This is a genomic window from Paraburkholderia sp. GAS448 (assembly GCF_050435685.1).
Taxonomy (GTDB): Bacteria; Pseudomonadota; Gammaproteobacteria; order Burkholderiales; family Burkholderiaceae; genus Paraburkholderia.
The window spans coordinates 241,034-261,176 of the sequence record NZ_JBNDKT010000002.1 but is presented as its reverse complement, the minus strand read 5'-3'; the positions used below and the strand labels follow the sequence as shown (position 1 = coordinate 261,176).

General features: G+C 58.0%; 16 protein-coding genes and 1 pseudogene. 7 read left to right on the top strand and 10 right to left on the bottom strand.

Annotation, left to right across the window (positions count from 1 at the left end):
* Positions 1–340 precede the first annotated feature (340 nt).
* A complete protein-coding gene (locus P3T23_RS04845; RefSeq protein ID WP_429315049.1) occupies positions 341–1,204 on the top strand; it encodes a uracil-DNA glycosylase in 864 nt (287 codons plus the stop codon).
* A 296-nt stretch (positions 1,205–1,500) separates the two neighbouring features.
* Complete coding sequence (locus P3T23_RS04840; protein ID WP_429315048.1) at positions 1,501–2,727, top strand: hypothetical protein; 1,227 nt, start codon at positions 1,501–1,503, stop codon at positions 2,725–2,727.
* Between the two features lie 172 nt (positions 2,728–2,899).
* Here P3T23_RS04840 and P3T23_RS04835 read toward each other — a convergent pair whose 3' ends face one another.
* Positions 2,900–4,213 (bottom strand): helicase-related protein, encoded by a 1,314-nt coding sequence (locus P3T23_RS04835; protein WP_429315047.1) that lies wholly within the window; start codon positions 4,211–4,213, stop codon positions 2,900–2,902.
* Positions 4,214–5,293: 1,080 nt separating this feature from the next.
* On the opposite strand from P3T23_RS04835, the gene P3T23_RS04830 reads away from it, so the two are divergent.
* On the top strand, positions 5,294–5,908 hold the full coding sequence (locus P3T23_RS04830; RefSeq protein WP_429315046.1) for a hypothetical protein: 615 nt from the start codon (positions 5,294–5,296) through the stop codon (positions 5,906–5,908).
* On the opposite strand, the gene P3T23_RS04825 is transcribed toward P3T23_RS04830, so the two are convergent.
* Together P3T23_RS04825 and P3T23_RS04820 are read right to left on the bottom strand one after the other, a co-directional pair.
* Entirely contained in the window at positions 5,905–7,041 is a 1,137-nt protein-coding gene (locus tag P3T23_RS04825) for an ImmA/IrrE family metallo-endopeptidase (RefSeq protein WP_429315351.1), read from the bottom strand. The two genes, P3T23_RS04830 and P3T23_RS04825, sit on opposite strands and share 4 nt — an antisense overlap.
* 44 nt (positions 7,042–7,085) lie before the next feature.
* Complete coding sequence (locus P3T23_RS04820) at positions 7,086–7,532, bottom strand: hypothetical protein (protein WP_429315045.1); 447 nt, start codon at positions 7,530–7,532, stop codon at positions 7,086–7,088.
* Between the two features lie 171 nt (positions 7,533–7,703).
* Between P3T23_RS04820 and P3T23_RS04815 the strand changes: the two genes are divergently transcribed.
* Entirely contained in the window at positions 7,704–8,315 is a 612-nt protein-coding gene (locus P3T23_RS04815) for a hypothetical protein (protein WP_429315044.1), read from the top strand.
* Between the two features lie 179 nt (positions 8,316–8,494).
* Here the strand turns inward: P3T23_RS04815 and P3T23_RS04810 are convergent, their stop codons facing one another.
* The 7 genes and pseudogenes from P3T23_RS04810 to P3T23_RS04780 all read right to left on the bottom strand — a co-directional run bounded on the left by P3T23_RS04810 (position 8,495) and on the right by P3T23_RS04780 (position 16,203).
* Entirely contained in the window at positions 8,495–9,397 is a 903-nt protein-coding gene (locus P3T23_RS04810; protein WP_429315043.1) for a plasmid partitioning protein RepB C-terminal domain-containing protein, read from the bottom strand.
* A complete protein-coding gene (locus P3T23_RS04805) occupies positions 9,394–10,263 on the bottom strand; it encodes a plasmid partitioning protein RepB C-terminal domain-containing protein (protein WP_429315350.1) in 870 nt (289 codons plus the stop codon). The genes P3T23_RS04810 and P3T23_RS04805 overlap by 4 nt, the downstream gene beginning before the upstream one ends.
* Positions 10,264–10,292: 29 nt before the next feature.
* The gene (locus P3T23_RS04800; RefSeq protein ID WP_429315042.1) at positions 10,293–11,858 is read right to left on the bottom strand and encodes a recombinase family protein; all 1,566 of its coding nucleotides are present in this window, start codon (positions 11,856–11,858) and stop codon (positions 10,293–10,295) included.
* 167 nt (positions 11,859–12,025) lie between these two features.
* Positions 12,026–12,469, bottom strand: coding sequence for a hypothetical protein (locus P3T23_RS04795; RefSeq protein ID WP_429315041.1), 444 nt, complete (start codon positions 12,467–12,469; stop codon positions 12,026–12,028).
* Between the two features lie 623 nt (positions 12,470–13,092).
* Positions 13,093–13,518, bottom strand: a pseudogene (locus P3T23_RS04790) (AraC family transcriptional regulator); the annotation flags it as partial.
* Between the two features lie 25 nt (positions 13,519–13,543).
* The gene (locus P3T23_RS04785) at positions 13,544–14,359 is read right to left on the bottom strand and encodes a restriction endonuclease subunit S (RefSeq protein WP_429315040.1); all 816 of its coding nucleotides are present in this window, start codon (positions 14,357–14,359) and stop codon (positions 13,544–13,546) included.
* Positions 14,356–16,203: a restriction endonuclease subunit M gene (locus P3T23_RS04780; protein ID WP_429315039.1), complete on the bottom strand. Its 1,848-nt coding sequence runs from the start codon at positions 16,201–16,203 to the stop codon at positions 14,356–14,358. Before P3T23_RS04780 ends, P3T23_RS04785 begins: the two co-directional genes overlap by 4 nt.
* A 295-nt stretch (positions 16,204–16,498) precedes the next feature.
* On the opposite strand from P3T23_RS04780, the gene eat reads away from it, so the two are divergent.
* From eat to eutC, 3 genes are read left to right on the top strand one after another with little or no spacing between them, the layout of a single operon-like run.
* Positions 16,499–17,902: an ethanolamine permease gene (eat, locus tag P3T23_RS04775; protein WP_429315038.1), complete on the top strand. Its 1,404-nt coding sequence runs from the start codon at positions 16,499–16,501 to the stop codon at positions 17,900–17,902.
* A 48-nt stretch (positions 17,903–17,950) separates the two neighbouring features.
* Positions 17,951–19,351 (top strand): ethanolamine ammonia-lyase subunit EutB, encoded by a 1,401-nt coding sequence (locus P3T23_RS04770; RefSeq protein ID WP_429315037.1) that lies wholly within the window; start codon positions 17,951–17,953, stop codon positions 19,349–19,351.
* Positions 19,348–20,139: an ethanolamine ammonia-lyase subunit EutC gene (gene eutC / locus P3T23_RS04765; RefSeq protein ID WP_429315036.1), complete on the top strand. Its 792-nt coding sequence runs from the start codon at positions 19,348–19,350 to the stop codon at positions 20,137–20,139. Before P3T23_RS04770 ends, eutC begins: the two co-directional genes overlap by 4 nt.
* The last annotated feature ends 4 nt before the right edge of the window (positions 20,140–20,143 follow it).

Sequence of the window (20,143 nt, the reverse complement as noted above, 5' to 3'; positions counted from 1 at the left end):
TTTTATGCGTGCCTTGATGAGCGATGGTGATGGATGAGGTCCATCGGGAAGGTATCCGGTGACTAGGTGACTGCCATCGCGAGACGGCCAATCTCACGTTGCCGCATTCTAATTTCGGGATTTACGCTTCGAGGGCCAGTTGACTCCTGTCTCGTGGTTCGCCATGGTGCAACATCGTGATGAGAGCTGGAACGTCGTATTGCGTGAGCGCGTCCACAGCGCCGCCCTAACCGCAGCAATGGGCGAAAGCCTGCCAGTACCGATGTTAGATGACTTGGCTGCCGGTGCTGTGGCCTAATAGCAGGCGAGCTGTGACCAACGATACAACGAGGAAGGAGCGATGGAGCATCGCCAGGAGAACGTCGACCGACCGAAGTCGCTTGGCGATGTGACCGTGAAAGCAACACGCATTCGGCAACTGTATGAACCTCACGTCGCTCCGCTGACGGCATACGTGGAAGAGCTACGTCTTGAGGCTGGCCCTGGCGCAGAGATTCCAGATTTCGACCCGTGGGACGCCGGCATCGACGCAGAGATGCTATTTCTTCTGGAGGCACCGGGCGCTCGCGCTGTCGCTTCGACGTTCGTCTCGCGCAATAATCCGGACGAGACGGCGAAGAACATGTTCCTGCTTCACCAGGATGCGTGCATTCCGCGAACCCGCACACTACTTTGGAACGTAGTGCCTTGGTACATAGGGGATGGCGCACGCATTCGCGCAGCAACGCCACACGACCTAGAGCAAGGATTGAAGCCGCTTCCACGGCTCATTCAGATGTTGCCAAAGCTGCGTGCCGTTGTCTTCATGGGGAAAAACGCTCAGCAGGCGCAGCCACAGGTCGCCGCCTTGCGGCCAGATTTGCGTCTCTTTGCGTGCGCGCATCCAAGTCCCAAAGTAATCAACACGCGGTCAGGTAATCGGGAGGCCATTCTTACTGTGCTTCGGGAAGCTGCGGCATTTCTGGAGCAGGCACCCAGCGCACCGCTGTATGAGTCCCAACCGCCGCAGCTCGCGCCTATTGCGCGAAAGCCGCTTACTCGAGATGAGCAGGTCGCGCAGCACATCACACCGGTCCTTCGGTCCCTAATTAGGGCTCAGAAAAGCGAACAAGCGAAAGAAACTACCGTTCGGTCGTTATCGGAGGAGATTGACGGGCTGAAACGGGCATTAGTGCTTCTCGGCACGGATGCCCGCATCGAGTAGGGCGTTGTGACTGCAGTACGGGCGCGTCTCTCAACATGCTATTAGCATGCGAGGTTACCGAGACGAATATGTAGAGCGTCGACTAAGGCATTGGCCGTCTTCAGCAGCCACGCTGTCTGCTCAACATCTCACTTGTCCCGTCCTGAGGCACAGAGCACTGAGCTATTTCGCGCCAGCAGGGTTTGCAGCGAAACATCGGACAACCACGGATACTCCTGCCGTTTTCCAGGAGCTGGTTTAGAGGGACTTGGACTTTGTTAGAAGCTCCTTGGCCCCACTGACGGGAGCAGGTTAGCATGACAGTGTTTCTCGAAGAGCACGAGGCCACCGGCTTCATCGGATTTAAACGCGTTTCGCTGTCAGCCGGCCACGACGAGGACTGGTTGCAGCAAAAGCTGTTTCAACATGCAGCCTTGTTTCCGATGGCCGAAATGTTCGGCCATGGTGAAGCATTTATCCCGCTGTGCCGTGAGTATCCTCTCCGGTATGGCGCATCCAACGTCTTTGTCGACCTGCTGGGTGTGTCCCCGACCGGGCGTCTCGTCCTGATTGAGTGCAAGCTCTGGCGAAACCCGGGTTCACGACGCGAAGTTGTGGCGCAACTCTTTGAATATGCATCGCTGATGTCCCGGCTGACTTACTCGGACCTCGAAGCCAAGCTCAAGCACACGCGCGGTTTGACCGGGGAGAATCCGATATTCAAGGCTGCCAGCGAAGCTTTTCCTGAGCTCGATGAAGCCCGGTTCGTCGACGCGGTTAATGAGTCACTGCGCCGTGGCGACTTTCTGCTCGCCATCGCCGGCGACGGGATTCGAAGCGACCTGCATGCGCTGAAGAATCTGCTGGCGAACCAGGGCGGCGTGCTCGCGCGGCTCGCGCTTCTCGAAATCCGCCTTTACCGCGACGCCCGCGGACGCACACTCATTGTCCCCAATGTGCCAGTGCAGACGGAGCTCGTTCGACGTGAGGTGTTTGTGAATGGCGGCCGTGAGGCGTCCGCCGTCGAACCGGTCGTCCCGTCACCTGTCGACGATAGAGTAATCGAAAGGGATGGCGCGGACTCGGGCGCAGCCGGAAGTGCCTCGCGCGAGCAGAACAAGGCATTCTGGAACATGTTTATCAACGAGGTTCGCTTCGACCACCCGGACCAGACACCGCCTCGGCACGGCGGCAACAACTGGGTTCGCATGGACCTCCCGGGCCCGGTTGCAAGTGGTCTGGTCGCTTTCCGCGAGAATCGCCGTGCCGCAGTCATGGTGAAGTTCAAGGGCCCCGAAGGGCGGGCTTTCATGCAGACGCTCCTCGAGGACCAATCCGCCCTGGAGAGTGAACTCGGTCACTCCGTCCGGTTTGACATCAAGGATGTAACGGAAGACAGCGACCGCGTCGTTGGTGTACTGGTTGTGGAGTACAAGCCGCACGGAGGCCCAGAAACGGACGCAGAACAGATGACTTGGCTCCTGAAGATGGCCAACGCCATGGTCAATGCGCTGCGACCCAGGCTGGCGGCGACCGTAGCCTGATGCAGTTTTGCCGGACCTGAAGCTTCGGCACTCTTATCCGAGACAGCGCACCAGCAAACCTCGCGGCAAGTCATCATCACCTGCCACGTGATAGCACCTGACACCAGATTGTGCGGGGTCTGCTGGATTGCGAGCTGACGCGCTTTCGAACGCAACCGTGTCGTCCCGCAATTCAACTCAGGGCGTCCGCTGATTCCCATTCGGCGAACAGCATCCGCTCTACCTCGAGCATGGTCGTTTCATGCGCTCGAAGCAGGTCCCCGAGATGCGTCTGGTCAAGCAGCTCGACCGAGTTCAAATTCGCGCTCTCATGTGCCTGCGTATTGAAGAACTGATTTGTGACGCAGACCTTTTCAAACGACACGTTCGGGTGCCGACGCCGGTAGAACGCTTCGCCCGCCACGACCTCCTTGACGGCGTCCCATCCCAGTTTCGTCCCGTCAATTCCGCTGGTCTTGGCTTGAATAAGCTGACCTCGATTGTCGTCAATGGCGACGACGTCGACGCCGTTGTCATTTGTGCCCGGCGTCCGATAGCAGTCGGGCCCACGTTTGCTCCAAAGCGCGCCAACAAGACACTCGAAATGCTGCCAGCCCATGCGAAGTGCCATGTCCAGAGTGATGCGTTCATCCAAGCCGTCGCTCTGTGAGTGCGGCACAACGTCTGCGATATTGAAATCGCCCGGTGCCACGTCCCCCGCGCCGTTGAGCATGTCCTCTGATAGCCCTCTCTTGTGGGCAAGCAGCTGGTCAAGCCTGACATCGAACGTCGTGAAATCGTCCGCCCAAACAGTTGGATAGTAGACGTAGACCGGCTTCTTCTGATTGATGCGGTACGCGCGGTCGGTCGCCTGGTCCTCCTTGGCCGGATTCCAGGTACGCGAGTAGTGAACAACGTGGTTTGCCGCCTGGATGTTGACTCCGAACCCGACGGCGACGGGCGAAAGCACTAGGACACCGAAGCCTGGCGCGTCTTGAAAGGCTTTGATTCGCTTTTGCCGACTGGCGACGTGAGTCGACGATGCACTCGTGTCCCCGTTAATGATGTCGGGACGATAGGTGAACTCGGCTTCGATGTAGTGCTGCAGAAGTCGCTGAATCTCTCGGAACTCGCAAAAGACGATTGCCTTCTCGCCCTTCGCCCTGATTTCGGAGAGCTGCTTGAGCAGCCAATCGAGCTTCGGAGATTTCGCGCGATAGTCCCCCATTGGCTCCGGCTTGAACACGCTCAGACCATGCACTCTCGGGTCGGTACACACCAGCCTGAGATAATGAAGCAATCCAAGGTGATTTTTGAACGGCGTCGTATGGTCGGGCTCTTTGCGTCGTTTGCACACGAAAATTGACAAGTAGGGCGCTCGATAGGAACCGTATGACAACTGGTAAGGTTTTCTCATCTTCTTTGAACCCGAGCGTTCGGTGTTGCTCGAAGAAAGGGCGCGAAAGAACAGCCACTTCTCAGTAAAGCTAACCGGCTCGCTGCGCAACTCCTTGACCTCGCAGACAACCTAAGCGCACTGGGAGATGCCGTCGGCGTGAAGGTCGGTCCTATTGAACTCATCAAGCTAGAGCAGTTGGGATTCGATACGGCAAGTCTCCATCATGGGTATTCGCTTCGGACGCGGATTGTGCGACTTGTACTCCGCATCGGCGCAGCTTGTACCCTGCGTCGCCGGCACGCATACCCTACATCACCGCAACTTGTACTCTGCATCGCATTCCGCTTGACCGACGCGAAGAACAACCACTGGAGGCAGGAAATTATCTCCGGCCGCAGCATGACCTAATATCTATAGACTCTGTAATTGAGATAGCCGGGCGAGTGCAGCCCAAGACTGGCAAGCTTCTTCGTCAGCGGACTTCCGGCGCCCCGGGGCGGCGCGGATGTCTCCAGCCGAGTCGGCTTACATTGTTTAGTCGGGCGACATCTCCCGATGTACAAGGAAGCCGGCGATGCGACGCGCCTCCTCGTGAATGCAAGCGCCAGTCACCCGCCCTGGTCAGCAAGGCGTGCCTCACGCGAGGCTCTTGTCACGCCCCCGTTCGATGGCAAACGGACGTTCATCGCTTACGTCATCCACTACCAGAACCGGAACTGAATCCTTGGTCGAGGTCTTGCTGACCAGGGCGGGTGGTGCCACACTGCGCGTCTTGAGTCCCGCTACCGCCCGATGGGCGTGGCGCCTCGCGTTTCTGAAGAACCCTCCAACCGTCCCACCCTCACCACGCTTCCGGGCGGGCGACGCGACTCCCGCCTTCTGCTGAATGCCCGAACACCTGTTGACAGGCCAGTTTCTGGCGCGCCGGCAAAACTCAATGTGTATCGGCGGTTCAGCGAGCATTCAATCTGCCGGACTGGAGACAGCACAAGCCTATTCACCTCTTCGGCAATGTCTTCAGCCTCGCAAGTTGGTCAGTTCGATTTGCGGCGATTTTCACCGGAGATGTGCTAGTTCCGCGGTAAAAGTTTGCGTACCGGAGTTGGACTCCGACTTCTCGACTGGTAGGTTAGAATTGACAGCCCTTTTAATCAGCGCATTACTGAAAGCGAGAAATATCGAAGTTCTATGACCACAAACCGTCCCCGAGTCATCGTTGACACGAACTGCTATTTACGGCTGTACTTCACGGACGTACGCCCGATGCTCGGCCCTCACGACGATGGTCCTGAATTGCTCATCTGCCAAGAACTCAACGACGAGTTCTGGCGGAGCAAGAAGCTTCGCAGAAAGTATACGTGGATTGATACTGCCGCGCACAAGGAGGAGATGAATGCGGCCACTATTACGTTGGACGCGAAAAACTCCACGCTTGTGAATAGAGCTCGCAAGACCCTCGAAGCACAGGCTTACTCTCTCCTCACGGCTTATTGCGCGAGAGAGAACATCGGCCTTCGAGAGCTTTCAGATGCGGACTTGACAGCACTGGCGACGGCCGATGTGCTGAACGCAGCAATTGCTACCGACGAATGGCCACTGACCCACGTCGCTCGAACTCTGCAATTTGACGTCTTCAGTACCGTCGATATCGTTGCAGAACTCGAGCGCTGTGGGCGTATCAAGCGCGAACATCGGCTAGCACTGGTAAAAGACTGGCTCAACTACGAAGAAGAACTGCCGAGGGGTTGGGAAGACCGGTATTTCGTCCACTTCGACGAGCGAGCGGTGTCCAATCTCAACTAGACCGCATCGCGAGAAGCCAACGCACGAGCCAAATCAATCGCGTCGATGACATTCATGTTCAGCGCGCCAGCGACGAACGATGCCGACGCTTTACCCTCCGCGGCTTGTAAGCCTCGCAGAGCTGAGAAGACATCCGTGCGGAAAAACTTTTCCGCGACCTCGACGTATTGCAATGCGGATGGCTCGTCGTTGCCGAACAGGTCTTGGGCCAACGATGCAAATTCGCAGCGTTGTGCATTCCATCCTTCGTAAAACTTAGGTGTGTCGAGCCCGGTTGGTTCGTCGCCAGACGCTGAAGCCGCGCGGTCCAACTCTCGAACGACCGTGATTACCGAAATGCGCCGTTCCTTGGCCACTGTCTCAACAATGCGCATGGGCGCGTCCGACGCTCGCACTTCTGCAAGAATTTCACGCGCGACAGCTTCCGGGAACAGCAGTGCAGCAGCGAAGCGCTCTGCAAACTTTTCCCCGTCATTTCCCTGCAACGTCGGAAGGCTGTAGCAATGGCCGAGTTCGTGCGCAAGCCAAAATCTAGCGTCGTCAGTCTTACAGTTGAGATTCAGTAGCACCCACGACGTCTTGGAATCCGGCAGATAGACATTAAGGGCATTCTCGTGTCCGTGCATGTCCCCGCCCCACAGCACCGGAACGATGAAGGAACCGAAGTTCTCATGCAGCAGCACCAAGTCTTCGATGGTGACTGGCTGCTTCTCGTTCAGCTTGATGGAATGGCGAAGACGACGAACGCATCGTTGGACGAAAGCATAATCGCTCGAAGGAACACGCAACGTGGGCGGCTCAAAGCGCGGACCTTTTGCCATGTACGGTAGGAGCTGGCGCAGGTGCTTGGCGACAGAATGCGCAGACTTCATCGCGTCCGCGGATACCTCTTGGTTCTTGACAGTCCGGTACGCAATCACCGGGCTCGCGGGCAGTTCAACCGGGAGAAGCACTTCGTCCACAGTCGCCTGCAGAGCATCGGCCATCCGCTGAAGTAGGGATGGCCGCGGGCCATAGCGACCGGCCAACCAGCCAGATACTGCCTCACGGCTTACCTCGCAATTGACCGCCAACTGGGTCTGAGTAAGACCTAGGCGGCGCATACGGCTCTCGATGAAGGGGATGTTTAGCATGGTGAACAAAGAATATGCGGAGACTCGGCTGCTGTCAAGTTTTGTCAAGTTTCACGTTTAGAGGGGCTGTTTTTATAGCAAGTGGTTAGACAGGTTGGGTTTCGTCGTTTGCTGCCGGCAACGCGTTTGCAAAGGCCTCGGTCGCGGGCGACCTCGGCCGCATCTATGGGGTGCCAGCGAAAGAGCTCATCAAGGGTCGGACGCATCTCGAAACGTCGCCACGCATAGGCATCGGCCTTGTCGAATTCGCTGCACCGCAGATACGCGTCGATGCAGAAGTCGAGCAGACGCTGGCCAATGCTTTGGCCTGACTCCGTGATGCCGCGCTCGGCCCATGCGAGCCCGTGTTCCGGACGACCGTGCTTCACACAAAGCTCCGCAACCAGCAGAAAGCGGCACGTGCCCGATAGGTCCTTCGAGCTGATGCAGGTGAGCGCGCCGACATCTCCGTCGCGTTCGGCCAGCGTCGCCATCGCGTGTTCGAGCTGCATCCGCGGCGAGTCGTATGAGCGTCGGTTCCAGTCAACCAGAGCGAATATCGACATTCGCAGCGCAGCCTGCGACTGCAACGGCAGGGGTTCGCCAAGGTCTGTAGTTGGTCAAATCCTCAATTTTCCGCGATAGGGGCCGATATAACGGTTTTGCTTACAGGCTCCTGAAAGATGTCGATTAAAGTCGTCTGCAAAGCTGTTGCGAATGCATGGCACTTCGTATGGGATTGGCGCTCTTTAGCTGTTGCCAATCTTGCGGCGGCCATCTACTGCTTATGCGACACGATAATAGGCGCGCGTCCTCCGAAGACGATTGTTTGCAACATCGACAATCCGCTGATGACGAACCTTTATGGGATTCAGCGGATGAGCGAAACCGCTGCTCAGACCATGTCGGCCGTCCATTCGATTGAGCACAATACCCCCGATTTAACTGCACCTTGGATAGTGGTTGTTCTAACCGTCCTTTGGCTTGTCAAAACTGCTTTCGAAGAGTACCGAGACGGATTGACCGTCGTAGTCACGTCCGTCTTAACGGCGCTATCAGTCATAGCTGCCGGTTGGGGTTTCATCGGCGGCGTAGCCGCATCGCAGAAACTTGACGGAGCGGCTCGCCAGATAACTCAATCTTTCGAACAAATTCACGACCTGCAGTACGAGGCCCTAAAGGTGGCAGACGCACAAGGGGAAATTGCTGATACGCGCAAGATTCGAGCATGCACCATTGCGTTGGACATGATGTCTGCAGAGCGCCTGCACTACTGCACATCGAATAAACATTGACGGCTGCTTCCTTACCACCACCGCAGATTCGGAAAAAAAGGCTGCAATTGAGGCTGAAACTCGGAAATGGCTTTTTCCCGAATAACAGAAAATGACTGTTTGGCACTGTTCGCTGCTTACGCACCTCGATGGTATCGAAAGCGCGAGCTGAGGTATCCAGCCTCAACATCGGTGCTCGGCTAGAGTGCCGCGCTGAATTGCTGCTGGTCCAGTGAAACGGTTGCAATGATGGACTCGAACTCACTCATCAAGTCCGGATGGCGCTGGGCAACATATTGTCGTGCAGATTCATTTTCGAGAAGTTTGGCGAGATAACCTTTCGCAAGAACCAGATTCAGCACGTCCTGCCCGTAAGTCTGCTCCACGAGCTTGTACTGGACCTGCAGATTGCTCATCTCCCGCTCCATTTTTGCCATTTGCTCCGGGCTAACGCCGGTCAGTTTGCTTGGCTTCTTGCCTTCTACAAGGAGCGCCGCAGGCGTGGCCACCAACAATGCCTCGGCGTAGGAGACGGTCACATTATTCGCGGCCACCATCAGCTCGACGCATTCCACCTGCCGCGTCGGCTTCATTTTGCGAATTGCGCGAACCAGCTCCGGCGAGAACTGCCGGTCGCCGAGAAGTTCGGCCGCCTCTGGGCATACACCGTCGAGGAGCGACATCTTCTTTATAATCAGCGATACATCCACAGAAAGAGCCTTCGCCAATCGTTCAGGCGATACGCCTTTATCGACTACGCGCCGTATCATATAGTGCTCCTGAATTGTCGAAAGGCGATTGACACGGTTGTTATAGGTGTAGCTTTCGTCATCGGTCGCGACAAGACAAGCGACGCGCTCTTGCCCCAGGTCCTGGATAGCGTGTAAGCGTAGATGGCCGTCCAGGAGAACATGTTGCCCGGAAGACTGGTCCGCAGCCGTTACGGAGAGCGGTTCGATGAGGCCTACCTCCTCAATGGAGGTTCTTATCTGTTTGTATTTTCGCGATTCGACCACGGGCGCCGGTATCCTGCGCGAAGGCAGGATGTTGCAGACTGGCACTGACAACGGCTCGGGGATGAATCCAAGAGTGACGCCAGTCATGTAACACTCCCGTTCGGCCAGACGCGTTCGGCAAGATATTTCGGCAGGCTGGCCAGTCCCTCTGCGCGCAGCAGGTTGATGAAGTTCTCATCGGCAAACAGTTGTCTCAGTGCACCGACGACAAACAGCAGACGCTGTTGTGTGAATTCGGCCTTCCTGACCATGGATTTCTGACGCTCTACCTCGCGCTCATATGTACGTACGAGACTCGATGTCGTGACGGCCGCTGACTTGCGGGTCATATTGCGCGTGGCGCTTCTCCCGAGCGTCTTTCTGCGCTCGATAACACGGCGAGCGTTCATCAGCTGCTTGCCCCGCAATTTGCCTGACTCGTAGGCCTCCTGGAGTGCCGCCTGTATTTCAGCGTCGTCGTCACCGGCGCCGACAATCGTGAGGGCGGCGTTCAGAGGAACGAGGCCTTTCTCCACCGCAACCACCAGTCTCTCTTCCCCTTGATGCAGCAGCGTCAGGATGCCGTGAACGTAAGTCGACGTGAGACCTGTTTTTTCGGCTATGACCTTCGGCGCATACCCTTGCTGCTGCAATAGCCGGATGCCGGCAAGCCGTTCGATGGGACGACACTGTCTGCGCGCAATGTTTTCCGTCAGACTCATGACGAACGCGTCCTCATCGCTGACGCTCACCACGAGTGCGGGAATAGTCGTTTCCCCGAGCGTGCGGAACGCTTTCAGTCGCCCCTCGCCGCACACAAGCAGATATTTTTCTATGCCGCTAGCCGTGGCTCGCGGCGTGACGACGATAGGCTTTTTGAGACCGATGGTCTTGATGTTGTCGACGATTTCCTTGAAAACGCGACCATTCCGTTCTCGCGGATTGAGAACTTCAATCTGGGAGACGGGGACCATCCGGATTTCTCCGGTCTGCTGCCGCGTATTCACGCTACTCTCCTGAGACGGGCGCGTTCGGCCATGCCATAGAGGTAATCCAGCGTATCGAAGCGATAGCTCTCAAACTCGATGGGATTCTGGTCTGCCAGATGGATGCGCTGTTGGCAAAAATCCAGGTGTGGCAGCAGGTAGTAGTCGAGGGTCGATTCATTCGTCTGGTCGAGCCGCACGGCAACCGTGATGTCCGGCAAGAGGCTGGTATCGAAGCGCACCTTCCAGTGATTGCGACCATTGTCATGCGCCTGACAGCGCGCGAGCACGATGCAGGTTGTGAACTCGTCGTTGACCGTCAGCAGGTCGGTTGCGGCGTCGCGCATTACCGTGCCGCCCAAATCCGCGATTTTTGTTTCCGTTTGCGCGACGATTTCTGGATGCAGTTGCCGGAGGAAGCGGTTGGTTTCGATGTAACGATAGTCCCGGCCAGGTGTAAAACCGACGGTCTGATAGGCACGAATCAGGCTTCCGAAACGATACACATAAACCGACGTAGATGGCATGCCGTCGGTTTCATCAATCACAACACCCGACAGAAACCCACGACTTCGGTACAGGTTGCGCAGCCGCTCGATTAGCTCCTCGTTCGAATAGCGACGCGCTCGTGCTCGCATGATGCCCTGAGCGGTGTAGAACGTCTCGCTCGGCACGATGGCCTGAAATGCGCCTTCCTTTCGAATCCACATGTCAGGTGTGTTGGTCACGCGCATCTTCTTGAGTTTGAACGACACACGGTTGTACACGTTGTTGCCGATGTACTTCTCGTTGGTCAATACCTCCCGTACCGTGGCTCGAGTCCATTCCCGGTCAAGGTCAGTCCGCACGCGCATGCCGTTCAGACGCGCGGCAATTTCGTATTCATCGAGCGACCCGTCGATAAACCAGTCGTAGATTAGGTTGACGGTTCGCACCTCGCTTTCCGGTCCCGGCATGAGAATTACCCGGTCCGTCTGCAGGCTTTTATGCTCACCGCGCCGCAATTCTGCTTTCATGAGACCGTGGTCGTCGACCAGCACGCGGCGCAGTCCATAGCCAGCCGGCCCTCCTTGCCGGAAACCCATCTCAATCAAACGGCACTGGCCGGCAAACACCTTCGCCGACAGCTCACGGCTGTATTCGCCGGCCATGGCCCGTTTTACCCCTTTAACAATAGTCGAGACAGGTGAGCCGTCGTTCTCGAACTGCTCGGCGCAGTACGCAACCTGGATGCCAGCGCGGCGGCAGATGTACTCGTAATACGCGCTCTCGTCGGCGTCCTGGAACCGCCCCCAACGACTCACGTCATAGACGAGGATGACGCTGAAGTCGGCGTTGCCATTGACCACATCGGCAATGAGATTCTGCAGTGCCTGCCGGCCGTCAATTCGAAGACCGCTTTTACCCTCATCGGCATATGTGCGGACGATTTGGAATCCGCGGCGGGCAGCGTAGTCCCGAATCCGGTCGCGCTGATTCTCGGTCGAATACTGCTGGTGTTCGGTCGACATGCGGACATACTCCGCTGCGCGCCCGGCAGACGAACTGGCGACGACCGGTGCATCCGCGTTATTGAATGACATGCTCCACCCCGCAACTCAGAGACGGACACGCGGCAGGCACCGGGCGCAAGGGTGCGCCGGATGCAAGCGTCGCGGCTTCACATCAGAAGGTCGCGTTCGAAAGCGAACGGCGACATGGCAAAGGTAGCAGGCCGTACACCGATGCGTATCAGGTCATCTCTTTGCAATCACGTCGGTGGCGCTGTCGGCGCAGACAGCACGGCGATGTGAACGGTCCACGCGTTCATTTTGGCAACGCCGGAATTGTTCGCGTGCGATAGCAGATAGAAGCCAGAGTCCAGCGGCTGCGGGAGCCTGATGACGTCCATCTTTGCAACTGGCCTGGAGCCCCGTCGCGCATTGCGCGACCGCTGCATACTGCGGTTGCGCTCACGATACGCGGGATGCGCAGCTCGATATTCGCGCCAGTAGCTCGAGTGGTCCGCACGCCATTTCGCTTGGGCGCGGGCCTGGTTGTCGCGATAGTCGCTGTCGTTACGGAGCTGGTTGCGCTGCCAGTCGCGACGACGGGCGCGCTGACAAACCTTCGAGGAGCAATATCGCTGATGGGGAACATGCCGCAGCGGCACGAACGCGTTGCCGCAGGCAAGACAAAGGCGGGTCGATTTCATGGGTGCCCTCCATGTCGGGTCGAGACGGGCGCCCGCGGCCGCCTTGACCCACCATCGAAATCGCTGGCCTCAGAGGGGATAGGGAAGGGTCGTCGGCGCACATCCAGCAGATTCCCATCACCCGCGAAAATCGCTAGAATTTGCTTACTTTAAGCGCAGTTTTTCGAAATCTGCGCGCGTGCGCGACCACCGTCCGCTGATGGGACAGGTTCAATCAGCCACTCGCTTTGCACCCGGTTCGAGATGGCCGCGGGCGAAATTTCTCATTTTATGCGTCCCGCTTTCTCGCTTTATGGGTGCGCATCCCCCGCAAGTCCTTTGCCAGCAAGGCCCTCTTTCTCACCTTTTGTATCCATCTACAGTTGTCCGTGGAAGGCGACACGGCAAAAGCGATCATCTGCGTCCACGCAAAAAGACCCGGCTCAGGCCGGGTTTTTTGTTTGATCAGTTCAGGCAAGTGTGATGGTAAGCTCTCCTATGCGCACTTCAACCCGGATGCGACGATCAATCGCGAATCGCGCTTTTCGAGTCATCGGCCTGAGAGGCGAATCCATGGAGCGCGCGGGAGATCCCTACACGGTCGATGAAAATCGTGGACGCTTCCAATCGGTCCTGGCCATCGCCTACAGCAACGGCAAACAAATATCCGTCAACAGCTCGCCAGGCGCAGTCTCCTTCGGATTATTCAAATATTCCTCAAAGCAAGGCGCATCCGCCGCCTCCCTGCCCGACTGCACAAGCCACTCCCCATAAAGCCACTGATACGCCGCGCGCATATCTCCATACGGTCCCTTGTGCCTCAAAACCGCGTACTGCCCGCCGGCAATCGACGTCAAACCAACCGGCGCCACCACCTCCACCGGCCTGGGCAACACAACCCCCGCCCTCGACCTCAACTTCGCCTCCGCCACAATCCCCGGATCATCATAAAAAATGCCCATCATCCGCATCTCAGCGAAAACAGATTCCAAATCCTGCGGAATTCGCACGCGCTCGCCGACGCAAATCACATAAGCACTTAAATTCCTCAACTCCCTGACGACGAATTCGACTTCCCTTCAAAAATCGAATCTGTCAGATCAAAACTGCCTGCGCTTCCGTGCTCGTGTTGCGGCCATCGATCGTCAGCTCGGGTAGCGATCGAATCGTCTCCTGAATATCGGCAGTGGTGATCGGTACGCTCCCGGACTCCGCTTTTTCCATGGCGTCTGGCATAACCGCACTGCCGCTCAGGCGGGACGTAATTTCGCCCAGTGTCCGATTCCAGGCATAGTTGGCTTTTCGAATGGCCTGGTCGCGTGCGTCCAAAGCCTGGACTACCAACAGCGCTATCCTGTCCTGTTCTTCAGCCGACGGGACAGGAATCAATGTCTTTGCAACGTCCTCGTCAAGAATTGCAGGATAACTCGACCCGGTACTCCACTTTCGGAATTGCTCAAGAGTACTGGGCAACCGAAGCGCAAAATGCAGATAAAACGGATTGACATCGTCGTGAGCTCGAACGACTGAAAAACCAGTGGACGCAATCTGGTCGTGATATTTTCGGGGCACGACGGCAATCGCACCCCGCGTAGGGCGACATGTCGAGATCAATATATCGAACGCTCGCACGACCTTTCTCGCACGAGACGGCGCCTCTGCCCCTTCCAGGTCTTGAGGATTTGCTACAGATCCCGTTGCGACATCTACGCTTGAAATGTCCAGATACTGAAATGGAACGTCTGGCAGCCTGGTCGGATCTCTTTTGTCTTTCGCTACATCGGCGACTTCGTCGACGCGGCACAGGGTATCCGCAGGAAAAGACTTGATGCCCTCCGGCGGTAAGTGGAAGTCAATATCCCATCGGCCGGCGGCCTGCAACTCACGAAGTGATTTGACGAGTCGTTTCATTGCCAGGGCACCTCTTGATGGAAGGCCAACATGGCGGCCTGAATTTCCGATCCAGCCTCGGGCCGGCCCGTGGCGTCGTAGCCCAGATTCTCAATCTCACAGAGGAATGTCTTATCCGAACCGGAGGGTCGCTCATCCTCTTTCAATCGCTGCACGATACAGAGGCAGGTCTTTACCAGCGCCCCATAAGGAGTAAAAGCCTCCTCCGGGAAGAAAAAGATCCCCTTCAATCGTGCGACGCCCTCAAGCCATTTTCGGACAAACAAGGCGCTTTTCCCCTTCATCAGATGTTCAGGCAATACGATTGCCATCCGTCCGCCCGGTCGCAAGAATTGCAGGCTGCGCTCCAGGCCGAGAATTTCCAGCGGAAGCGACTTCTTTTTATGTCCAAGCTCGAATCTTCCCATCATCTCCATCGTCTCTTGCCGCATGATGCTGCCGAAAGGAGGATTGGTCAGTATCACATCGAAAACCGCTGGATCGGCGCGCCCGTTGCGACGCAGAGCGGTAATGTCCGGATAGTTGTCGAAACTCAGGAGCGCGTCCTGGTTCCGGATGTTGGTGTGCCCGTCATCGTTGAGCATCATGTCGGTCATCGCGATGCGGACCATGCGATCCGATTTCTCAATACCGTGCAAGTGAAAGCACTTGAACTCATGCAGATCATGCGGAGCCAATGTTCTTCCTTGCTCGCGGACTACGTATTGCGACGCTTTCGTCAAGAAATGGCCTGACCCACAGAACGGATCAAGGATCAATTCATCGGCCTTGGGTTGAATTAACCCGACGGCAAGCTCCACGATCGGATCAGGCGTGAAATACTGACCCATGCCAGCCCGGATCGCGGGCCCCAGCACTTTCTGGAATGCGCGGCCTTTGATGTCGGCTTGACTGTCCACGAGAGAAAACTCTTGCAGCCGCTCAACCACGCGATACAAGGCTGAATCCGACAGCCTTATCTGTGACCTGAAGACACCTCTTGACCGCTCATATCCTGGGATGCGTTCGGTGTTGATGTCCAGATCGGCTGCGCGAGCCTCGTCATAGAGGACTCGAATATCGGAGGCAACTTCGGACGCGTTGCTGGCGCCATAAGCCTGAAACGCGAAAGGGGTACCGACCGGCTGTTTCGCGGTCTGCCGTTCGTCATAGACTTTCGTATAAATGATCTTGCAGATCTCGTCTAACGCCTCATCCGCATGCAACCCGTCGACATCGCGGGCTGCGCTGTGGCAATCGAATAGAACGCGTTCGAAGTCAGCATTGAGAAGCTTCAGTCCCGTGCTTCGTCCCTCGCCCTGCTCCGGCATCTCTCGTACCAGTTGAACCTTGTAGCGCGTCTCGAGCCCGTATGAAGGAAGATCGGCGATAAGTTCAAAGCCGCCTGGATCGATTTTCTTCCGCAACGTCCTCACTCGATCGCCATCGGTGATCAGGCCGATGGTGGCTGTATGAGTGGACGCCAGATACGTTTCCAGCTGGCGTTCAGCCTCCTTGAATTCGTCGTTGGGTACTCCGCGCTTTTTGGTCCCGACATACAGGAAGGTGCGTCGACTGGAATTCCTGATCGAGATATCGGCTTCCTTTTGGGTCGAGCCCATCCTGACCGGCTCGTCGATGACGATGCGCTCGCCGATCCATTCCGCGGGATATCGGTAAGCGTCAAGCAGGCGCCGCAACGCCCACTGCCGGACGAATTCCTCGATGCTCCGCTCGGCACCTTCGTAGGTCTCGTGAGCCTGAAACCACGCCTCCGCCCGACGCATGGCGCCCACCACGTCGGCATGCCCGGGGAAAAGCCATTGGTCCGGGGGAATAAGTTCGAATTCACCTATCGCTGCCATGTGCCCGTCGCCCGTCGTTTTCGCAAGTCGTGGATTTTCTCACGGGCGCAACGCCCGCGTAGAGGTCGAGTCGCGGAGGCTCTTCCGCACCAAAGCGCGCAAATCGGCGTGGAGCCTCGCTGCCAGAAAAGCCGGAATTCACGGAGTCTTCGCTCATGTTGTCTGGCGACGACCCCCACATTTGCCGATTTTCGATAACGCCTGGATTAATGACTCGCTACGATCGGCTGAACCCTGTTCGCAACGGGTCGCACGGGGTGACCCCGCGGAAAACAGCGAAAACCCGCGGAACCCGATGGAACCAACCTCAAAAGGCCCGCAAATGAGCAAAGCGATCCATCACGAACTGAAGCAGACCCTGGGCACCTGGCAGCTCTGGGGCATCGCCGTCGGCCTCGTCATTTCCGGAGAATACTTCGGCTGGAGTTACGGCTGGGCCAGCGCCGGCACGCTCGGCTTCATCATCACGGCGCTCTTTATCGCCGCGATGTACACCACGTTCATCTTCAGCTTCACCGAACTCACCACGTCGATTCCGCACGCCGGCGGCCCGTTCGCCTACGCGCGCCAGGCATTCGGCCCGACTGGCGGCTATCTCGCCGGTGCGGCGACGCTCGTCGAATTCGTGTTCGCACCGCCCGCCATCGCACTCGCGATCGGCGCCTATCTGCACGTCCAGTTCTCCGGCCTCGATCCGAAACACGCGGCCATGGGCGCCTATCTCGTCTTCATGGCGCTCAATATCGTCGGGGTGCAGATCGCGGCGGCGTTCGAATTGTGCGTCACGTTGCTGGCAATCTTCGAGCTGGTGGTCTTCATGGGCGTCGTGTCACCGGGCTTCGAGTGGTCGAACTTCACGAAGGGCGGCTGGTCGGGCGCGGAACACTTCAGCCTCGGCTCATTCAGCGGCATGCTGGCGGCCATTCCATTTGCAATCTGGTTTTTCCTCGCGATCGAAGGTGTCGCGATGGCCGCCGAGGAAGCGAAAGACCCAAAACGCTCGATCCCGATCGCCTACATCGCGGGCATCCTGACGCTCGTCGCGCTGGCGGTCGGCGTGATGGTATTCGCCGGTGCGGCAGGCGACTGGACCAAACTCGCCAACATCAACGACCCGCTACCGCAGGCGATGAAATTCATCGTCGGTGCGAACAGCGGCTGGATGCACATGCTCGTGTGGCTCGGTCTGTTCGGCCTTGTCGCGTCGTTCCACGGCATTATTCTCGGCTATTCGCGGCAGATCTTCGCGCTCGCCCGTGCGGGCTATCTACCCGAGTTTCTGTCGAAGGTGCATCCGCGCTTCAAGACGCCGCATCGCGCGATTCTGGCGGGCGGCGTGGTCGGCATCGCGGCGATCTATAGCGACGAACTGATCCAGTTCGGCGGCCAGACGCTGACTGCGAACATCGTGACGATGTCGGTTTTTGGCGCTATTGTGATGTACATCATCAGCATGTTGTCGCTGTTCAAGCTGCGCCGCACGCAGCCGGACATGGAGCGGCCGTTCCGCGCGCCCCTGTTCCCGTTCTTCCCGGCGTTCGCGCTGGTGGCGGCGGTGATCTCGCTGGCAACGATGGTGTACTTCAACTTCCTGGTGGCGATCGTGTTCGCGATCTTTCTTGCGCTCGGCTACGTCTACTTCCTGTTGACGCGGCAGCAGCGCGAAGTGGCGCAGGCCGACGTTCTGCTAGAGGACTGACGCCACAGGCGAAGCCGCTACCCTGGTAGTGGCGATGGAGCATCCGATATGAGCTATACAGAGACGATCGGCAGCCGCACCTACCGGTTCGCCGATCTGAAAACACTGATGGCGAAGGCGAGCCCGCTGAGGTCTGGCGATCAGCTCGCCGGGGTGGCGGCGGCTAGTGAAGAAGAACGCGTCGCCGCGAAAATGGCGCTTGCGGAAGTGCCGCTGCGCACGTTCCTCAATCAGGCGCTGATCCCGTATGAGAGCGACGAGGTCACAAGGCTGATCGTTGACGACCATTCGCCGGAAGCCTTCGCCGAAATCGCGCATCTGACGGTCGGGGATTTCCGCAACTGGTTGCTGTCGAGCACGACTGATACAGCCGCGCTGACACGGATCACGGCGGGCCTGACGCCTGAAATGGTCGCGGCTGTATCGAAGTTGATGCGCAATCAGGATCTGATCGCGACAGCGCGCAAGCGGCCGGTGATCACGCGCTTTCGCAATACGGTCGGCTTAGCGGGCCACATGTCGGTGCGCCTGCAACCCAATCATCCGACGGATGACGTCAAAGGTATCGCCGCATCGATGCTCGACGGTCTGATGTACGGCTGCGGCGACGCGATGATCGGCATCAATCCCGCTACCGACAGTCTGGCCGCGATCATGACGCTGCTGCGCATGGTGGACGGGTTCCGCGAACGCTATCAGGTGCCGACTCAGGCATGCGTGCTGACGCACGTCACCAACACCATTTCCGCCATCGAAAAGGGCGCGCCGGTGGATCTGGTGTTCCAGTCGATTGCAGGAACGGAGAAAGCCAACGCGGGCTTCGGCATCACGCTCGCGCTGTTGCAGGAAGCGTACGAAGCAGGGTTATCGCTCAAGCGCGGCACGGTCGGCGAAAACCTGATGTATTTCGAAACGGGGCAGGGCAGTGCGCTGTCGGCAAATGCGCATCATGGCGTCGACCAGCAGACGTGCGAAGTGCGCGCGTATGCGGTTGCGCGCAAGTTCAATCCGTTTCTGGTGAATACGGTGGTCGGCTTTATCGGCCCGGAGTATCTGTACGACGGCAAGCAGATCACGCGCGCAGGGCTCGAAGATCACTTCTGCGGCAAGCTGCTCGGCGTGCCGATGGGCTGCGACATCTGTTACACGAATCACGCAGAAGCCGATCAGGACGATATGGATAACCTCCTGACGCTGCTCGGTGTCGCGGGCATCAACTTCATCATGGGCATCCCGGGCGCGGACGATGTGATGCTCAACTACCAGAGCACGTCGTTCCATGACGCGCTGTACGTGCGTGATGTACTCGGTCTGCGACGTGCGCCCGAGTTCGAAGAATGGCTGGAATCGATGCAGATCACCGATGCGCACGGCGTATTGCTGAGTGCGTCGCCGCGTCAGCCGCTGCTCGAAGGCGCACGCGAATGGATAGGAGCGGACATCGCATGAGCGACTTCCTCGAAAAGAATCCATGGAATGCGTTGCGCCAGTTCACGAACGCACGCATCGCGTTGGGCCGCGCGGGAAACAGTCTGCCGACTGCGCCGTTGCTCGCGTTCAACCTGTCGCATGCACAGGCGCGTGACGCCGTGCATCATCCGCTTGACGCCGACATGCTGCATGAACAGTTGCGCACCCACGCCTTCACTACACTCGACGTCCATAGCGCGGCGCCCGATCGCGAGCACTATCTGAGGCGGCCGGATCTGGGGCGACGTCTGTCAGAGGAGAGCCGCGAAGCACTCATGCAGGTGACGCTAGAGCCGCCCGAAGTGGTCTTTGTCATTGCCGATGGTTTGTCGGCATTCGCTGCGTCGAAACAATCGATTCCGCTTTTGAACGCCGTACGTTTGCGCCTCACGGACTGGACGATCGGACCCGTCGTCGTGGCACGGCAAGCTCGCGTGGCACTCGGCGACGAGATCGGCGAAATTCTGAAGACGAAGCTTGTCGTGATGCTGATCGGCGAGCGGCCGGGCCTCAGTTCGCCGGACAGTCTCGGAATCTACCTGACGTATGCGCCGAAAGTCGGTTGCAGCGACGCGCAGCGCAACTGCATTTCCAACGTGCGTCCCGAAGGTTTGAACTACGACGCGGCCGCCCACAAGCTCCACTATCTGCTGACGCATGCACGCCAGCTCGGTCTTACCGGTGTTGGTCTGAAGGATGACAGCGACGCGCTGCTGGGGCACGCAGAGCCGGAAGCCGCGGAGATTCCGGCGCCGCCATCAGACTGACAGG